At 40.6% G+C, this 18,388-nt stretch carries 19 protein-coding genes; 9 read left to right on the top strand and 10 right to left on the bottom strand.

The window, feature by feature from the left end:
* Window positions 1-157 precede the first annotated feature (157 nt).
* Complete coding sequence (locus F0226_RS12370; protein ID WP_171735928.1) at window positions 158-400, top strand: hypothetical protein; 243 nt, start codon at window positions 158-160, stop codon at window positions 398-400.
* 121 nt (window positions 401-521) lie between these two features.
* Here F0226_RS12370 and F0226_RS12365 read toward each other — a convergent pair whose 3' ends face one another.
* The gene (locus F0226_RS12365; protein WP_171735927.1) at window positions 522-980 is read right to left on the bottom strand and encodes an Lrp/AsnC family transcriptional regulator; all 459 of its coding nucleotides are present in this window, start codon (window positions 978-980) and stop codon (window positions 522-524) included.
* A 163-nt stretch (window positions 981-1,143) separates the two neighbouring features.
* Between F0226_RS12365 and F0226_RS12360 the strand changes: the two genes are divergently transcribed.
* Together F0226_RS12360 and F0226_RS12355 are read left to right on the top strand one after the other, a co-directional pair.
* The gene (locus F0226_RS12360; protein ID WP_171735926.1) at window positions 1,144-2,094 is read left to right on the top strand and encodes a DMT family transporter; all 951 of its coding nucleotides are present in this window, start codon (window positions 1,144-1,146) and stop codon (window positions 2,092-2,094) included.
* A gap of 140 nt (window positions 2,095-2,234) precedes the next feature.
* Window positions 2,235-2,684 carry an exoribonuclease R gene (locus F0226_RS12355; RefSeq protein WP_171735925.1) on the top strand — a complete coding sequence of 150 codons (450 nt, stop codon included), beginning with the start codon at window positions 2,235-2,237 and terminating at the stop codon, window positions 2,682-2,684.
* A gap of 182 nt (window positions 2,685-2,866) precedes the next feature.
* On the opposite strand, the gene F0226_RS12350 is transcribed toward F0226_RS12355, so the two are convergent.
* Window positions 2,867-3,205, bottom strand: coding sequence for a 50S ribosome-binding protein YggL (locus tag F0226_RS12350; RefSeq protein ID WP_137374349.1), 339 nt, complete (start codon window positions 3,203-3,205; stop codon window positions 2,867-2,869).
* A 211-nt stretch (window positions 3,206-3,416) separates the two neighbouring features.
* Here F0226_RS12350 and F0226_RS12345 point away from each other — a divergent pair, with 211 nt between their 5' ends.
* Window positions 3,417-5,444 (top strand): PhoX family phosphatase, encoded by a 2,028-nt coding sequence (locus F0226_RS12345; RefSeq protein ID WP_171735924.1) that lies wholly within the window; start codon window positions 3,417-3,419, stop codon window positions 5,442-5,444.
* Between the two features lie 105 nt (window positions 5,445-5,549).
* Here the strand turns inward: F0226_RS12345 and F0226_RS12340 are convergent, their stop codons facing one another.
* The 5 genes from F0226_RS12340 to F0226_RS12320 all read right to left on the bottom strand — a co-directional run bounded on the left by F0226_RS12340 (window position 5,550) and on the right by F0226_RS12320 (window position 11,872).
* Window positions 5,550-5,795, bottom strand: coding sequence for a hypothetical protein (locus tag F0226_RS12340; RefSeq protein WP_253820813.1), 246 nt, complete (start codon window positions 5,793-5,795; stop codon window positions 5,550-5,552).
* Window positions 5,796-5,905: 110 nt separating this feature from the next.
* Window positions 5,906-7,072: a serine hydrolase gene (locus tag F0226_RS12335; RefSeq protein WP_171735923.1), complete on the bottom strand. Its 1,167-nt coding sequence runs from the start codon at window positions 7,070-7,072 to the stop codon at window positions 5,906-5,908.
* A 221-nt stretch (window positions 7,073-7,293) separates the two neighbouring features.
* Complete coding sequence (locus F0226_RS12330) at window positions 7,294-9,291, bottom strand: methyl-accepting chemotaxis protein (protein ID WP_171735922.1); 1,998 nt, start codon at window positions 9,289-9,291, stop codon at window positions 7,294-7,296.
* Window positions 9,292-9,553: 262 nt separating this feature from the next.
* Window positions 9,554-9,862, bottom strand: a complete 309-nt coding sequence (locus F0226_RS12325; protein ID WP_171735921.1) for a DUF2218 domain-containing protein — start codon at window positions 9,860-9,862, stop codon at window positions 9,554-9,556.
* A gap of 9 nt (window positions 9,863-9,871) precedes the next feature.
* The gene (locus F0226_RS12320) at window positions 9,872-11,872 is read right to left on the bottom strand and encodes a TonB-dependent siderophore receptor (RefSeq protein ID WP_171735920.1); all 2,001 of its coding nucleotides are present in this window, start codon (window positions 11,870-11,872) and stop codon (window positions 9,872-9,874) included.
* 113 nt (window positions 11,873-11,985) lie between these two features.
* Between F0226_RS12320 and F0226_RS12315 the strand changes: the two genes are divergently transcribed.
* Complete coding sequence (locus F0226_RS12315; protein WP_171735919.1) at window positions 11,986-12,978, top strand: AraC family transcriptional regulator; 993 nt, start codon at window positions 11,986-11,988, stop codon at window positions 12,976-12,978.
* 45 nt (window positions 12,979-13,023) lie between these two features.
* Here the strand turns inward: F0226_RS12315 and F0226_RS12310 are convergent, their stop codons facing one another.
* Window positions 13,024-13,674, bottom strand: coding sequence for an FCD domain-containing protein (locus F0226_RS12310; protein WP_171735918.1), 651 nt, complete (start codon window positions 13,672-13,674; stop codon window positions 13,024-13,026).
* Between the two features lie 113 nt (window positions 13,675-13,787).
* On the opposite strand from F0226_RS12310, the gene F0226_RS12305 reads away from it, so the two are divergent.
* Window positions 13,788-14,357 (top strand): chromate transporter, encoded by a 570-nt coding sequence (locus tag F0226_RS12305; protein ID WP_171735917.1) that lies wholly within the window; start codon window positions 13,788-13,790, stop codon window positions 14,355-14,357.
* Between the two features lie 2 nt (window positions 14,358-14,359).
* Window positions 14,360-14,893 (top strand): chromate transporter, encoded by a 534-nt coding sequence (locus tag F0226_RS12300; RefSeq protein WP_171735916.1) that lies wholly within the window; start codon window positions 14,360-14,362, stop codon window positions 14,891-14,893.
* A gap of 182 nt (window positions 14,894-15,075) precedes the next feature.
* On the opposite strand, the gene F0226_RS12295 is transcribed toward F0226_RS12300, so the two are convergent.
* Window positions 15,076-15,804, bottom strand: a complete 729-nt coding sequence (locus F0226_RS12295; protein ID WP_171735915.1) for a WYL domain-containing protein — start codon at window positions 15,802-15,804, stop codon at window positions 15,076-15,078.
* 77 nt (window positions 15,805-15,881) lie between these two features.
* Between F0226_RS12295 and F0226_RS12290 the strand changes: the two genes are divergently transcribed.
* Window positions 15,882-16,199: a hypothetical protein gene (locus tag F0226_RS12290; RefSeq protein WP_171735914.1), complete on the top strand. Its 318-nt coding sequence runs from the start codon at window positions 15,882-15,884 to the stop codon at window positions 16,197-16,199.
* Between the two features lie 92 nt (window positions 16,200-16,291).
* Window positions 16,292-17,143 carry a DNA alkylation repair protein gene (locus tag F0226_RS12285; RefSeq protein WP_171735913.1) on the top strand — a complete coding sequence of 284 codons (852 nt, stop codon included), beginning with the start codon at window positions 16,292-16,294 and terminating at the stop codon, window positions 17,141-17,143.
* Window positions 17,144-17,303: 160 nt separating this feature from the next.
* On the opposite strand, the gene F0226_RS12280 is transcribed toward F0226_RS12285, so the two are convergent.
* Window positions 17,304-18,386: an L-dopachrome tautomerase-related protein gene (locus F0226_RS12280; protein ID WP_216606619.1), complete on the bottom strand. Its 1,083-nt coding sequence runs from the start codon at window positions 18,384-18,386 to the stop codon at window positions 17,304-17,306.
* Window positions 18,387-18,388: the final 2 nt, after the last annotated feature.

Here is an 18,388-nt window from a genome sequence, read left to right as displayed (position 1 = left end):
AGAACTTGAAATTCCCACCAGCACGCCTTGCTTGAATAACACTCAACAAACCCAATTAATTGAGAAGTACATCACAAAAAACGTTTACATAATGCTGAAATTTGTTATCATCATTATTCATATAACTTAATAACAAGAAATATTCTGGCTAGTTAATATGCAAAATACTATGGCTTTCAATCGCTTGAACAATACAATGTGGACACCAGAAATTAGAAGTAAACTTGTTTCTGTTGTAAAACACGTAGAAGAGTTTGGCTCGGTAAGTGAACTTGAGCTATGTAAGATATTTGGTGAAACCATTTGGAATGACGGTGTGGATTATCATTCACATGCATTTTCATTTCGAATTGATCATACCACTGGAGACTGCTTAATCTCCAAGTTCAAATATCACTAAGATTTATAAATACATATAGAAACGGAGTGCATGAAAATGCGCTCCGTTTTTTTATTTCTTAGCAAAGCTCACAACCAATAACCAATAACCAATAACCAATAACCAATAACCAATTTAATCATCATGTCTTATATATAGGTAAAGCAGTATTACCTTTTACTTGGCGAATAGCTAAATGTGTATGAATATCCTTTACATTCGTTAGCCTCTGTAATTTGCGGGTGAAAGTTTCATAAGCGGTTAAATCCGGGCTTACCACTTCTAATAAGTAATCATACGCTCCGGATACAACGTGACAACTGATCACCTCCTCCATATCTACCACTGCCAATTCAAAGTTTTCTATCGATACTTCTTGGTGATTATTAAGACTCACTTCAACAAAGACTGTCATTGCTATCCCCACCTCTTTTCGAGATAGACTTACACGATAGCCATCAATAATGCCTTGTTCTTCTAACCGCTTTATTCTTCTTGCACACGGTGACGCTGATAATCCAACCTGTTCGGCAAGCTCTGCATTAGTTAAACGTCCATCTTTTTGCAGTAACCGAAGAAGGTGTTTATCAATTCTGTCCATATTAAAGCCCCATGCTTTTACAGTTAGGTGTTATCACCAATATATAACCAAATATTAACATGAATAATCAATCTCATCGTTAAAACGAGTGATATTTGCCAATTTATTGCTGAGCACCTCAGCCATACTAAAAGGAACATTTATTCATTTATGATTGAGCCACATGAAACTTGGTTACTTATCAATGCTTGTCACATTACTCATTTGGGCTAGCTTCTTTCTATCTTTAAAAGATGGGGTAAATTCGAACCTTACTCCGGCAGATATCGCACTGACTCGTTTTTGTGTCCCTGCATTACTTTTGCTGCCTTTAGTTTGGCGTGCTAGACAGCAAATTTTATCGGTACCTAAATACTATTTGATCGGGATGTTTATTGGCTGTGGTTTGCCATATCTACTTGTTGCTGGCAATGCAATGCAATATGTACCAGTTTCTCACGGAAGCGCATTAATTCCAGGTACGCTCCCCTTATTTGTTTCTGGTATAGCCGTCATATTGTTTAAACAACCATTAAGCCAGCACCGGGTTCTTGGGTTAGCCGCCGTACTAATCGGAATTTTAATTTTTCTTTTTTCCAACGCTCAACATCTCGAATCAAGTCTAGACGCAGAATGGAACCAGACAAAAGGCCACTTGCTACTTTTACTTGGCAGCTTCATGTGGGCAACATTCACTATCTGCGCAAGAGTCGCCAATTTGAATGCCTTAGTCAGCGCGGGCTTTATCTCTTTGATTTCAGCTATTACCCTCATCGCTTCAATCGGTGCTGGTCTATTACCCAGTGAGCTTAATTCAACCCATATGGCAGAGTGGCCATTCCATGAATTATCAATTCACATATTTGTTCAAGGTTTTGGGGCTGGGTTAATTGCTGCCTTTACTTATCTCTATGCAATTAACAAGTTAGGGGCTGAGCGAGCGGCTGCTTTTGGTAGTGCTACTCCTGCCATTGCAACATTGCTTGCCATTCCTCTTTTTGGTGAAACACCATCCATCTCGGCTTGGATTGCATTAAGTTTTATTAGTATGGGGAGTTTAGTTGCCAGCAATATCTTCATGAAAAATGACAACTCACTGACCTATCGTCCACCAGCGCACAAAGCAAAGACTTAAAATAATGAGAATAGACACAGAGACCTCAGCCTGAGGTAACCCTATTAAGGTCTGAGAATTTCCTTTGTCTCAATATTTTCTTTGTCTCAATAAGGTTCTCCATTACACTGGCGAGCCTTTTTTGATGTTATGAGAATGCTATGCAACGCGATTACACTTTAGATTGCTTAATCACCATGCCAAGACAAGATTTAGAAGAGTTCAGTTTAAGAATGATTAACCGTCTTGTTCCAGAAGAAGCAATGACCGAGCTTTTTACATTCGAGCAAGAAGAAGTGACAAGTGATGAGCGTATGCAGTCAGCTAAATTCGATGCCATGCTACGAATGACAGCAATTGCACTGGGTGAAGTTAATTTGGCTTTTTCTGAGTCAGATAACTCTCAACAAAATATTGAGCGTATGACGCGCCTACTTCTTTGGCATTTTTACTCAATTTCATTCAATTTAGAGCAAGCGATTGACATTGAAATACACTGTAAAAAAGTAGAAGACATATTAAAAAGTGCACCAACTGATGCTTTCGGTTGGGTAAAAGAATTGACAGAGCTACTTCATTTCTACGCGAAAGTGAATGAAGATAAGGCATAAGTAAGTCTCTAGACCAGTACTATGATTCTATTGTTCGCTAGTGACACGAAGTTGATAGCAGCACTAGGTTTTTATTGGGGCTAGGCTTTTACTAGGACTAAGCTAAAGAAACTCTAGTATAAAAAAAGCAGCTTATGACAGCTGCTTTTTTCTAATGCGGTTTTACACTAAGCATATTTACATTAAGCGTAATTGGCATCCAGTAATTCACTCACTTCAACTTTGCTCACTTCAGAGCGGGCTTCTAACCATTGAGCTACAAGAACTTGTTCTTCTTCAGTTACGCTGCGGTAGCGCTCTGTTGAACATAAAAATCCTTCAAATAATTCAAGACCACCGCCACCAAAGCAAAGATCAATACTATCGATATAATCAATGAACTCATCGATAAAGATATCATACTGGTCGAAATCCTTAATCGATGTTGTGCAGCTGATTTCGAAACCTAAAATAGCAAACTCGCCTAAATAAAGCTTTTTACGTAAACGACGGTTTTTGTTTTCAATTTTTTCTATTTTCATGTCTATATCTCTTCTAGGTTGAACTGCGAATTTATACACATTTCTTTGTCAATTCAAAGCTTTTCGTTTAGTTAGAAGCTAACCTTAACGTAAATTGATTTTTAGAAACAAAACCTTAATCAAACCTTCTATGAATTGTCACCTTTCTCCCCCACCATCGCTCACAATCACCATTAATTATTAAAATAAATAATATTTAGGAAGTCATAAGATGAGCAAGGAAACATTTGATAGAACACGATTTAACAAAAGTGCAAACAAAACATTTGAAGAAGTACTTGAAGCCCAATTATCACGCCGCAAGATTTTAAAGGGTGGCTTAGGGTTAAGTGCAATGACAGCTTTTGGGGCTTTCGGCCTAACGGGTTGCAGCACATCAAATGTTGGAGCTTCAATTGCTAGCCAGCCATCTCGTAGTTCAGCCGTTTTAAATTTTGATTCTGTTGCAGGTTCACTCACAGATGCTGTAGTTGTACCTAATGGTTATACCGCACAAGTCTTAGTGCCTTGGGGAACACCTTTAAATTCCAATTCACAACCCTGGAATCAAGACGGCTCAAACAGTGCTTACGATCAAGAAAACTCTTTAGGTATGCATCACGATGGCATGCACTTCTTCCCACTCTCTACGGATGGTAATGATGGGTTACTCGTTATCAACCATGAATATATTGACCAAAAAGCTCTTCATCCAAACGGTCCGACCTTTAATGAAGGAAAACGAACAAGTGTTGATGAAATTCGCAAAGAAATTAATGCTCATGGTGTGAGTGTGGTTCGCGTTAAGCTAGAAGATGATACTTGGGTGATGGTTGATAGTGACCCACTCAACCGACGTTACACAGGTGCTACAGTGATGGATCTTTCAGGTCCAGTAGCGCATACCTCTCTTGTAGCGACTAAATTCTCAGCTGATGGTAGCCAAGCTCGAGGTACTTTGAATAACTGTGGTAATGGGTACACGCCTTGGGGAACTTATCTTACTTGTGAAGAAAATTGGCCAGGGTATTTTGTTAACAGCGACAAACAAAATGATGCGGAAGAGCGCATTGGTATCGCTTCAGATAAAACGCGTTATGGGTGGGACACATTAGCCGGCAATACCCAGGAAAGACTTGATGAATTCGCTCGTTTTAATACTAGTCCTATTGCTAACTCCCCTTTAGATGATTACCGAAATGAAGCAAATGGTCATGGCTACATCGTTGAGATTGACCCTTACACGGCTCATTCAAGAGCTAAAAAACGTACTGCACTTGGTCGTTTCCGCCATGAAGGTTGTACATTTGGTAAGTTAACGGAAGGACAACCTGTTGTCTTTTATTCTGGGCATGATTCAAGATTCGAATATCTCTATAAGTTTGTCTCTGAAGAAAAATGGAACCCTGCGGATTCAAACCCGGCAAACCGTCTCACGACTGGCGATAAATACATGGACAAAGGGACACTGTATGTCGCTAAATTCAATGATGATAATTCAGGGCAGTGGCTACCATTAACACTTGATAGCCGCACTATTGATGGTTTGACTCTTGGAAACACTTTTAAAACTCTGGAAGAAATCATCATCAATACAGCTGGATCCGCTGATTTACTGGGTGCAACCCCAATGGATAGACCAGAATGGTGCGCTGTTGACCCAATCACAGGTACTGCTTACCTGACTTTAACGAACAACAATAAACGTAAAGAAGGCAATTCAGCGAATCCAAGAATTGATAACAAGTTTGGTCACATTATTCGCTGGGACGAAGGTACAGAACCAACACAGTTTGAATGGGATATTTTCCTATTTGGGGCACCAGAGAGTGCCAATGCGGAAACGAATCGCTCAGGTTTAACAGGCTTCAACCAATTCGCAAGCCCTGATGGATTAGCCTTTGATCCACGAGGCATTTTATGGATACAAACGGACAATGGAGCATCAGAAATCACTGGCTATACCAATGACCAAATGCTTGCCGTCGTGCCTTCTACTTTGGTTGATGAAAATGGTAACAGCGAAGTCATTAATGCATCTAACCAAACTCAACTGAAACGTTTCTTTGTCGGACCAAATGGCTGTGAAGTAACAGGCTTCACAATGAGCCCTGATTTGAAAACCATGTTTATCAACATACAACATCCCGCTAACTGGCCATCCAGCCAAGATGCCACATTAGTAACGGCTGGAAAAGTTCGACCAAGAGCTGCGACCGTGGTCATTCGTAAAAAAGATGGCGATGAAATAGCCGTTTAAACGGTATTAAAAACTTGCAAAATATCTTCTACAAATACAAAAATGGGCATAGTAATTAGCTATGCCCATTTAATTTATCAACAATATATTTAATTAAGTTCCAGCTTATTCTGGATTTGCAGCATGCCAGGCATCTAAAAGTGACTTTCCATATGTTACTTCTGTTTTCATATGCATCCAGATCAAAAAGAACGCGACAGCCAAGCAAGTAATATTGAACCAAAAAGTAACGCGTTCTCTTTTTTTTACTTCAAAAATAGCAATCTGCAGTGCGACCAATGCAAAAGGGTAACCCAACAGTAAAATCAGGAATAAGCCAAGGTAATTCGAAATCGCCATTTCATCCATCATAGCGGTCTCCTAATAAAAACAATGAATTAGGTTAAAAACTACCATAATGCATTGTTCCTATATATCACCAATTCATGAAATACGACTCATCAAGCAGAATGTCTTAACGGCTAGAATAGATTACTAAAGAAGAGCTTGATGTGATCAATAATTCGTTTGAAAAAGCTACCCTCTTCAACCGCCTCTAAAGCAACAAGTGGCTTACTGTCTATATCTTCCCCATCAACACTGTAATGCACTAATCCAAGTACTTCGCCAGCGGCAATAGGGGCTTTTAGATCTGATGTTAACTCCACCGAAGCTGATAACTTCTTACTATCTGTTCGTGGTATCGTTAAAAATGTATCATCTTCAACACCAAGCTTTACACTGTCGCCATCTCCAAACCAAACTCGCTCTTGTGCAATAACATCACCCTTAGAGTGAGGTTGGACAGTTTCAAAAAATCTGAATCCATAGCTCAATAATTGTTTGCTATCAGACTCCCTACTTTTTGCACTCGAAGCCCCCATCACTACCGCAATTAAACGCATTTCACCTTGCGTAGCAGAACTGGCTAAACTGTATCCGGCACCAGAGGTATAACCTGTTTTCATGCCATCCACATTCAAACTTCTGTCCCGTAATAAACCATTTCGATTATATTGCGTGATGCCGTTATAGCTAAATGAGCGCTCGCTATACAAATTATAGACTTCTGGTAAATCTCGGATAATAGCTTGACCCAATAGAGCAATGTCATAAGGCGTAGAGTAAAGGTTTTCAGCATCTAACCCATGCGCATTGGCAAATGAGCTATTTTCCAATTTAAGTGTCGCTGCCCATGAATTCATCAAACCAACAAACGCATCTTCAGAACCCGCTACGTGTTCTGCAATTGCAACACTCGCATCATTACCAGATTGGATAATTAAGCCGCGGTACAGATCCATCATATCGACATGAGTATTCACCTCGATAAACATTTTCGATGAGTCCGGGAATTTCTTGGCCCATGCATTTTCACTAATTCGGACTTTATCGTCTTTAGATATGCGACCGCTTTTCATTTCTTGCCCAGCAACATAACTTGTCATTAGCTTGGTTAAGCTAGCTGGGTTTAACTTCTTGTGAGCGTTATTCTCAACCAATACTTTACCAGAATTGAAATCAAGCAGGACGTAACCTTTCGCCCCAAGACTTGGAGCAGATGGAACAATAGTAGGTGCAGCATGTGCAAGACTAACACTCGCGATAGATGCTGCAGTGAGGAGTGAACATTTAACCAGTGATTTCATTGTGGTAAACCTAAATTGGCATTTGGATCAGTATAGCTAAAAGTCTGTTTTTGTAAGGGGAACTTAACCAACTTTTACGCTAATCTAACTTTCGTTACAAATTAAAAAGCGCGACCAAAATGATCGCGCTTATTTGCACCATATTTACCCGGTAAGACATATACCTAACTTATTAAGTTCCATGGAAATATAGAATTAATAACAAGTTCGGGAGCGCCCTATCATAATTTAAATTTAGCCATCTCTTGGTTCAGCTCTGTGACTTTGTCTATTACTTGATTCGTTGTGCTATCTGATGTTTGGCTAATTGTTGATACTCCATCTACTGATACCTCAACACCCGAGACCAATTCAGTCATTTGGTTTGTGGCTGCCGACTGCTGATTGGCTGCCGTAGATAGATTTAACATCTGATCGTTCAGTTTTGTAATTAAGCTGGTTGTATCTAAGAGTTTAGTTACCGCTTCCTCTGTGTGATTCGCGCCTTGCTTAGCTAAACCTTGGCTTAATTCAATCTCTTTTACGACAGATATTGTTGAAGACTGGATTGCATTTACAATGGAATTTATTTCCGTGGTCGATTCTGTTGTACGAGTTGCGAGCATTCTGACCTCATCCGCCACTACCGCAAAACCTCGCCCATATTCACCAGCACGCGCCGCTTCAATAGCGGCATTAAGCGCAAGTAAATTGGTTTGTTCCGCTAATCCTTCAATGACTTCTGTCACTCGACCAATCGCTTCACTTTCTTTACTGAGAGCCAACACCAATTGATTCGCTTTGCCGATTGTTTCATCAAGTTCAACAGCAACTTGTCGGTTATTATCTAAGGCATCAGAACCTGCGGAAAGTTCTTGTTGTGATGCAGACAAAGCAGCAACGGATTCATCTGCCAATTGCGCGGTATTACTTGCAGATTGCGCAACCTCGGTCACTTCATGACTCATTTGTGAAATATTGATTTTTTGGTTTTCAACTTGTGAGAGTGTCTCTTGGTTACACTGTAAAAGTGAAGTCATACTTGAATCCACTTCATTCGCTTTTGTCGTCACTCCAAGCACAATCTCACGTAATGAATCATTCATTTGGTTAATCGACACAGTCAATTGTGCCAACTCATCTTGACCAGCAACGACTAAACTTGGTTGAGATACATCACCTTGGGCGATGAGCTCAGCTCGTTTCGCGACACTCGATACTCGTAACCCAATACTACGACCTAGGTAGCGAGCAATGATAAAGCCAATAATTGACACCACTAATACCGCAGCCAAGAGCATTAGATTGACTTGTTCTAAATCTTGACGGATCCCTTGTCCATTTTGATCCGCTGCGTTTTGTTGATCATTTACGATCTGTTCCAAGTTATCTTCAAGTAAGCGAGCATTCGGCACAACCACTTGCGCCATATACGCATTCGCCTTATTCCACTCTGGAGACTGTCTTAGCCGGATAACTTCCTTCGCAAGCGGGAAGTACAGCTGTTGCATTTCATTAAATAAATTCCACAAACTCTTATCACTGCGAGTCATAATCTCTAGCATGGAATTAATTTCTTTTACTGATTTTTCATGCGCTTCTACAAAGTCATCATACTTAGACAAGTAATCATTATTTCCATAAATCAGAAAGTCACGCATTGCAGATAATGCATTGGCAAGAGATGTATAGCTATCCGCATACAGTTTAAAGAGTCGCTTACGATCTGCTCCAAATGGGTTCGAAGCTTCGTCATTGATCAATCCTTGCAACTGATCGAGTGCCACTTCAGCAATCGGTGCGGCTTCATTACTGAATAAATTATGAGCTGGCAAGTTTTCGTCACCATGCGAAAGCGAGCTTAATTCATCCAGTGAAATTTTAAAGTTATTCCATTGTTCAGAAACTAGTTCGAAACGTTCGGCTGGTAGCTTCGTTTCCAAAGTAGCGAGCGTATTTTCAACATCTTGTGTGATGTTCGAAAGTTGTTGTAATTGCTGTTCACCAACCAATTCATCACTGCCGAGCAGCATATAAGCACGAACAGTTGACAAACTGGCTTGAATTGACTGACCAATAGATCGGCTTGTATTCACCGTCGGTAAATCAGTATTTAATAAAGAATGGGTATGCTGCTCTACTACACCGACACTTCGATAGGTAAAACTGGCAGACACGATAAATAGTACAACAAGAAACAAAAAGCTTAATTGCAACTTACTGGATATCGAAAGCTTCATCCCTGAGCTCCTTTTACAAATTTAGGACAAGATATCACAAGTTAACAGAATGTGAACCACCTCGAATATTCAATGTGATAATACTCTTATTAATAATAGAGCAATCTATAAATAAGAGTCGTGAAACTACTATTTAAAAGGCTACCTAGCAAAGCTAGCATTCCATAAACTTCGAAAATCGTAATTTGGACAAATGTTACTTAAAAGTAACAAGCAAAAAAAAGAGCGACTTTCGTCACTCCTTTTCACTTTGCTTTATAGCTCAAACCCAATTCAACATCAGTGTTTCTCTTCTTGAAAACTGGTGTACATGGCTTTCTATGATTGCTTGCTGCCTATCTAGTTGAATTTCATCATCTGAATAACAAGTAATCATTAGTTCTGATTTCTCATCATTGTATTCAAACTTAGAAATACCAATGGGAAACTCTACAACTCCGCTTTCCTCATCCCATGTAGATTTCACTTTTCGACCAAAGTGACGACATAGTGTGCTTAAGTATTTCCCGGCGTGCGGAGAATGAATAACAACATGAGCTTTGTATTTTAGCGCATCTAATTTCAAGTCCATGTATACCGCCTAAAACTGATATGCCAATGATAACTTGTAGTTACGACCTGGCTCGTAGTCTTCAGCTAATGTCGTTCTTGAGTAACCAGTTCGGGAAGCATGCGAGATATAAAGCTCATCAAACACATTATCTATACCAAAAGTAACCGCTAGATCTTCAACACTTGATGGTCGCCACTGGGCATAAAGATTATGAACATCGTAACCTTCTTTTTCAGGCGTCCCTTCAACCACATTATCTTCGTCAAGCACGAGAATTGAAGTCCAGCCAAACTGTGTATCTAATGTTTCTGACTGATAATCAAGTGTCAGTGCAAAGCTATCGCCCATATCGGCACTTCGACCATTACCATCTAAGATTGGACCACCATTTGTTTTATCTTTATTTTCTAATTGTGAGTAAGACAGTTTCGAATGGAACAACTTGTAACCATAAGTCGCGCTGACCTCTGCCCCTTTCGTTTCCATGTCACCCAGGTTATAAATTAAGTAGCCCTGCGTCGCGCGTTGGTACTCCTCAGTAATATAATCTTCAATCGTCGTTTTGAATATGGTCAGGTTGGCACCAATATAGTGGTCACCAATTTGCTTATCAAAACGAACACCACCTTGCGTATTTTGACCTGTTTCAGCTTTAATATCCTCAGCTAGTACAGCTACATCTTGATACGCGATGAATGTTTCTAGTAGCTCTGGACCTTTGAATAATGAGCGAGTATTCACGAACAAGGTTACGTTATCAGTGGCTTCCCATTCTGAACCTAATGACCATGTAATATCGTCAAATGTCTTATTTCCCGTTGTAGCTTTACGCTCATAATCTTCAAAACGAATACCCGCCGTAACAAGTATTGATGGCGTGAGATACAATGTATCTTCAAGGAAAATCGCTCGTGAGATAGCAGTTTCGTCCATGAATTTATTGCCGCCATACTCACTGGTTGAGTTCTGATCGATGTAGTCGACCCCATACAACAAAGTGTTATCGAAGCTGCCTAAAGCCAAGTCTGACTCAAATTTAGCATTAGCCCCTAGATTTCGGTTAGTTGCCGAGTTTTCAGATAAACGGTCAGTGGGCCAGCGAACGGTGATTTTGGACTCATCACGTGTAACCTCTGTTTGGCTTGAATAGACACTCACTTTACCTCTATGTTCTTCCCCTGTTAACTCATAGGAAAGTACGAATGTATTTCTATCATATTCAGTTGGAAGTAGCAGATCTTGGCTGATGGTTTCATTAGCAGATCCTGACATATCAGGTCGTGGGCTGTAATCACCTTCATCACGGTACATGTCCGCGCTGATTTCGAAACGGTGGAGATCATTTGGCTCAAAACCTAGTTTAGCCAAGACATTGTATACGTCCCCTTCAGCTCCAAAGGTTTCAACGCCATTTCCATCTTCAAAGTTTCCTCTTGAAACCCCATGCCCATAAATCAGCGCATCAACCTTATCTGATAACATGCCATAAAGGGTAATTGAGGCTTGCTCACTCTTATTTGAAGCCGCCCCCCCATAAATCCTTACCCCAAAGTTTTCATCGTATCTCAGTAGGTCCATGGCATCTTTTGTTTCAAAATAAACACCGCCCCCTAAACCTGATTGAGCAACAGAGTTATTCCCCACTTGAATATCGGCAGACTTAATAATGTCTGGGTTAAGCGTTAAATTGCCAATGTGGTGAAACATGTTGGCATGTTGTGAAGCACCATCTAAACGAATATCTAGCTTCGTTTCTCCCATCCCGCGAATATTGATTCGTTGGTTTACAGAATGCGTACCTCCGACATCAACCCCCGGAATGTCTCTTAATAAATCCGACATATGGTCAGCTTGTTTTAACGCCATATCTTCTGCATATACTGACTCTGAGCTGCTTGATACCTTAGTGCCCCAAACCACTACTTCCTCAAACTCAGTTGATTCAGCATGCACTGCACTATTACATACAGCAGCAATTGCCATAGTCAGTAATGCTTTTTTCTTCAGAGCAAAGTTGTTCGTTTCCATGAATAGCCTTAATGCAAATGATAATAAATTGCATTTATGTTAAGTTCACTCAAGTTCAATTAATAGTTGAATGTATTATGCAAAATCGCATAAACATAATGAGGAAAATGCGTATGCCGACCGTTCATCAAGACAAACAGCGGAAAGAAACGAGGCGTGTTGCTTTAATCAAACGGGTTGAAGAAACCGAAAAGCAATTGATTGTTGGTGAAAGTAATAAAAAGCAATCACCGTTGATCGAAGGGAAGTTTGTTATTTATAACAGTGAGAACCGGTTTTCAATGCATGGCGGAAATTGCTTAGAACTTGTGGATTCGGAGGTGGTTGCAACGGCACAAGCATCAATGATCATCACTATATTACTTAGCGGCTCATTGAGTGTTTCCTATGACAACCTTAAGTTAGACTTAAATTCAGATAAATCACCCCAAGGTGCAATTGTTAATTTATCTACCCCGGCATGTTTTCGTAAAAAAATCACGCGTGGTAACCAATTATCAAAGCTCCATATCATGATTTCACCCAGTTGGATAAAACAACATAATGCATTAAATTGCACATTCCACTCATTCTCTAACATCGATCAATCACATCAGTTACTGAACGTGACTCCTGAAATTATTACTCTAGTGGAAAAGATTTTAGATCTTCCAAACAGCAGTGACTTCATTTCATCGCTTCAGAAAGAGACTTTAGCTCAGCAACTCATTTTTGACGTTTTGAAACAACTATCTCCAGAGAAATTTGCTAATTCGGAATCTGAAAAGCACCCTCTTGATGATAAAGTCAGTGCTTCAATACACTATATTGAGTCTCACTTAGATGAAGAGATTAGCTTAGATTTCTTAGCTGATAAAATGGCAATGAGTGTTTCAAACTTACAACGTAGATTCAAACAAGACCTTGGAGTCACTGTATCAAGTTATATTCGCCAGCGAAGGTTAGAAATTGCTAAAGTGCATATTGAAAGAGGGACAATGACGATAACAGAAGCCGCTTACGAGTCGGGTTACCATCACCCTTCAAACTTCTCAAATGCGTTTAAAAAATTGTTCGGGGTTTCACCAAAAGAATTAAATGAACAGCATAGTACTGCAATCCTATAGTCATAAGATTTGCTCCCCAATAATAGGTATTTACTTTGGTCTTAGTTATTCGTTTGGAGCGACCAATAAATCAATCGCAGATTGGCACGATAAAGTAATATGAGAGGTCAATACTTCGACGGCTTGGTTGATATTTCGGTCTAAAGCGAGCTGCAATAGTTCATCATGTTGAGCGTCTAATTGGTCTCGGATACTTTGATCAGGCTCTGCAATACGGCGATATTTATCCAATGCAAGGTTCAATCGTATCGAAAAGGCGATTAGGTAGTGCGACTGACTTCCAGACAATAAAATGGCGTGAAACTCTTCATGGGCCTCGCTCCACGCTTCAAGATCTTTCAACGACAAGCTTAACCGAGCCAACTTGTGGTGTGCTGCCACTAAACTTGCCTCCCACGCCACATCTCCATGCTCAAATGACAAGCGAAGCGCCTCTGTCTCAACAAGTATACGTGTGTGCTTGATATCAAGAATGTCGGAATAACTCAGCTTCGGAATTGAAAAGCCTTTATTGTTTTCTTGCTCAAGCATCCCTTGCGCGGCTAACTGGCTTAAAGCCTCTCTTAAAGGCGTTAAGCTAATATTATAAATCTCTTTCAAGTGAGAGATTTTCAGCTTTTCACCAGCAGGATATACGCCATCGGTAAGGTCTTGTTTTATTTTTTTATAAATTATCGAACTTTTAGTCTGAGACACTATTTCATTCCCTTAATCACTACTGTTGACTATTTTAACATCATATGATTAATTTGTTGAATCATTTTAAAATAATCGATTATTTTAAAAATAGACATAACAGCAAGGATGACATGAAAACACAAACAGATTTATTCAATGCCTTCTTTCGTATTGGGATTTTTGGATTTGGCGGCGGACCAACCATGATTCCACTTGTTCATAAAGAGGTCGTCGATAACTATAAATGGATGACTGATGCGGAATTCAGCAATGTATTAGCGATTGGCAACACTTTACCTGGTCCTATTGCGACAAAAATGGCAGGTTATATCGGCTATAAGGTTGCTGGAATTACTGGATGCATTAATGCCGTCATAGCGACTATAGTTCCTTTGATCATTGTGATGATCGCTGGGCTTGGTTTAATCAACGAATACCGTGATACCCCATGGGTTGCAGGCATGGCGATGGGTGTAGTTCCTATTGTTACTTGGATGATGGCAAAACTTTGTTATGACTTTTTCTTGAAAGGACATAAAGCGGTAGGCACATTGGCAACCGGATTATTATCCATAGCTTCTTTGGTGCTAATCCTTGTATTCAATGTCCATCCGGGTCTGATTGTGGCAGCGGTGCTCGCTGGCGTATTAGTCAAACCTGATAAGAAGCCTACACTTCAAACCAATGAGAAGGAGGGATAAACATGCAACTCTATATTGATATCTTCCTAGCTTTCTTTATCCCAAACATTGTGGGATATGGTGGTGGCCCTGCAATTATTCCTCTCATAGAAGCGCAAGTCGTTGGCCAATATAATTGGATGGACGCAACAGGGTTTGCAGAGGTTTTAGCACTAGGAAATGCATTACCAAGCCCTATTGCAACTAAGATGGCTGGTTACATTGGTTACGAAGTGGGTGGTGTTTGGGGGGCATTCTTAGCGGTATTTGCAACGGCTGCACCGACTATTTTAATTATGATCATCGCCATGAGTATTCTCTATAAATACAGAAATGCTCCCAAAGTAAAAGCATTGAGTGCCTGGGTTTTACCTGTGATTGCTGCGCTGATGGCAATCTTAACTTATAAGTTGGTTGTATCTGGAATGGATGCAGGTATTACCCATTTTGTTCTATTGTTTATTTTCGCCGCTGTGACTCTAGAAAAGCTCAAGATTCATCCAACATGGGTTATCTCAAGTGGATTAGTTTATGGTGCGCTCTTCCTAGGATCTTAGAGCATTGATGAATATCATCTAAAGCTCGATAAACGGCACTTTAACATGCTACCACTACCCCTATTAAATCGTTAATACACAAGATTTTATAGGGGTAAAATTTCATAGGGACCAGGTTTTATAGGACAAGGTTCTTTAGATTACATTCGCTCTAAATAAGATTTAAAAATAGAGCAACTCGATCATTTTGCCGATTTGTGCCATTCAAGGATCTGCTGGAAATATGCTTTATCGAGTAATCTAAAATGGTTGCTGGTCGACGATGTCGATACAATTCTGTCACAACGAAATGTACGAGGTGCATCTCTCAAATGATCATAAGCAACGACGTACCAAACGGGGTAATTAAGCAACAAATAATGAGGCTCGATTTCTCGGAAAGTGACATCACCATTTTCGGCGCGATAGCTTATACGAAGAGAAGTTTTCTCAAGGAAACTCAGTTGCAGCTGTTGTTGGACAGTTAAATCAGTGACCGTAACACCACCCTGCACGTCTGTTGATGCCGTCTCACCTATAAGTATTCTTGATTTTAACCCGCTCACTTTTCTACGCTTATCTGATGATAATGACGCTTCAAGCTGCCGCTTAATCGCTGCAAGATTTGTTAAAAAAAGCGGTGAGCCCATTTGCTCTGCTATCGCCATACTTATCATCAGTTCAACAGCTTCAATATAACTGAGATTCAACCGGCCAACGCCCCAATTTCGGTCTACTCGCACTCCCCCACCTCGACCACGATCAGCGTCAATAGGGATTCCTTGCTCTCTTAATAACTGAATATCTCTAGCAATTGTACGCTCACTCACACCATGGAGCGTAGCCAGCTCTTTCTGTGTACACAAGTGATCTTGCTTGAGATCAGCCGCCAGCTTTTCTAGCCGCTTAATTCGAGTATTAGTATTGGTCATTTATTTAATATGACATGAATTGGCATATTTATAAATACACTGAAAACAGTAACAGCAACTCAAGATAAGGAATTACTATGTCAGCCATTACTATTTTTGCCCCAATAACGCTCGCAGAAGGTTTTACAGAAGCCGACCTATTAGCTGCATCCGCTGATTTTCAGAAAGATTTTGTGGCTAATCATCCAGGGATATTACGCCGTGAACTCGTTCGAAAAGTAGATGGTACCTACCTAGATATCGTTAAGTTTCGTAGCCGAGAAGACATGGAAGATGTCATAGAAAAAGAACAAAGTTGCGAAGCCGCAGCGAAGTTCTTCTCAGTAATGGACCTCACCGACTATAACCCAGAAGAAGCGATGGAGACGTACACTTCATTAATCACGTACGAGTGATGAGACCGATTAATAGACTTAAAACCTAAGAAATGAAGGCAGCTAACAGTCGGTTGCCTTCATTAGATGAGAACTCTCGGAGGTACCCAAAAATGATACGATCCCCCATAGTTCCAGATGCGCCAAGGGCAATCACTAAAGGTGTACCGCTTAAGCTGTTAATTAATGATCGGTCCATTGAGTGTTTAGCTTTTAATATTTTATACGTCTATCGCCAATTTGATGTGGATGCTTTTTGCATTAGAGCGAAAACAGGCTTAGAACCACTTTCATTGATGGTAAGGGGTAAACATGTTTCTCAGGCACTGAGGGCACACTTGCCTGAAAACTATAGTAAAGCCGTGTCCATTTTAATGGACTCATTTCCCCCAGAAGAAGCTTTCAGCGAAGAATTTGGGCTTTCAGGTTTTTTCTACTTGCCACATAGTTATTTCATTTCGGAATATGGGCTTGATAAAGCAAATAATGGTGGAGAAGATCCTTTTGATAGATCGATGGATGCCATGTTTAAGCTGACGAAGCATTTCACAGCAGAGTTTGCGATCCGCCCTTTTCTCATTGCGCAGCAAGATCGAACTCTCTCGGTTCTTGAAAAACGGCTCAATGATCAATGTCCGAATATAAGACGATTATGTACAGAAGGAACTAGACCAAAACTACCATGGTGTAAAAGAATTCAATCTTTTGTCAAAGACCCACGACCAACACTTCCTTTCCTTAATGCACTGAAGGATGACGAGTCACTATTTGTCAGAAGAAGTGTCGCTAATCACCTTGGGGATATAGCAAAAGATCACCCTCAACTCGTATTCACACTATGTGAAGGCTGGCTTGAACAAGGTGCATCCACTGAAGTCAAATGGGTGATCAGGCACGCACTACGCTACCCAGCCAAAAAGAAGAACCCGCAAGCTCTTGCTTTGAGAGTTGCGGCTAAAAACTAATGTTTATTGAAGGATGCCATTTGAAGGCTTCATGCTTATGTCTTTTGGGGCAGCTTACTTAAGTAACTCTAGGCAAAAAACGCTATGTATCGTTGAGATACATAGCGCTTAATAAAATTTTGTAAATCAGATAACCAGAGGTCATTCGATCGCTAGAGTATTAATCCATTTTGATGCGTAACACATGGTATGGCTTGCTTGAGCCCTCTTCACCTTCATTCAATGCAGAGTTTAGGTGCAGAGAGTTTTGCGTCACGTACAGGTAATCATCTTGGATTGAGAAACCATCAGCCCACGACAGTAACTTGTCGTCGTGAGCAAAAGTCTTGAATCCCTCTTTTGTTACGATACTCACTGCATTCTTCTCAACATCGCCAACGTAAATGTCGCCGTTATCCGCGATGATCATGCCATCACTCGGACGCTTCTCTCTGTAAAACTCGATGCCTTGAGCAAGCTCTTGGTCAGTCAGTTTATCGTTAGCAAGCGCCCCTGCGGGTAGTCGGTAGATCGAACTGCCGTTTACAGTTCCGAAGTATAACCACTCGTTTTTCGAGTCAATCGTGATTGGATTCAACCCTAGATAAAGAGCATCTGAACTGCCATCTTCGCGTTTCGCTCCCATTAATGAGCTATCGATAACGACATCATGCTCAGGTGAAAGCAATGCTTTGTAAGACTCAAGCACACGGCGCGATTTACCCGTGTCTAAATCAACCACAACGAAGGCGGGTGCAGGTTCACCGAACAAGTTCCCAAGCGTAGTATCCGCAATGTACATCTGATTACGCTTAGTATCTAAAGCGAAATCCTGTAAGAACGAATTGCCGACAGTGACATCTTTGCTTATCTCGATACGCTTAAAGAGTGTGTTGTTTACGGTGTCCCACGCAACGATTTGTGCGGGCGCATCGGCGCTGCCCATGTCCAAAATCCAAACCACACCGTCTTCTGTGCTATCGATTCCGATAACCGAAGAAAGTCCAACCTCCCCTGTTTCAGGTCCATCAGCCCAATCTTTGGTTGGGAAAGGTTTTGTTGAACCATCCTCCATCAATTCAACAACACGGAATTTAGGTGTATCAAGAGGTTGCATCGAAAGGAAAGTGCGACCTTGTTCCGTAACAGTAATGTTGCCTGGGCGAGTGCCGTCGAGCTGAGCGACGACTTCGATGTCGGCTGCTTGTGCTGTGTTAAAGAATACAGCTGTGCTTAATGCTAGTAATGATTTTACGTTTTTCATGA

Origin of the sequence: Vibrio sp. 99-70-13A1 (genome assembly GCF_013114625.1) — a bacterium.
GTDB lineage: Bacteria > Pseudomonadota > Gammaproteobacteria > Enterobacterales > Vibrionaceae > Vibrio.
The sequence above is the reverse complement of the archived record's forward strand: the minus strand, read 5'-3'. Positions and strand labels throughout refer to the sequence as shown.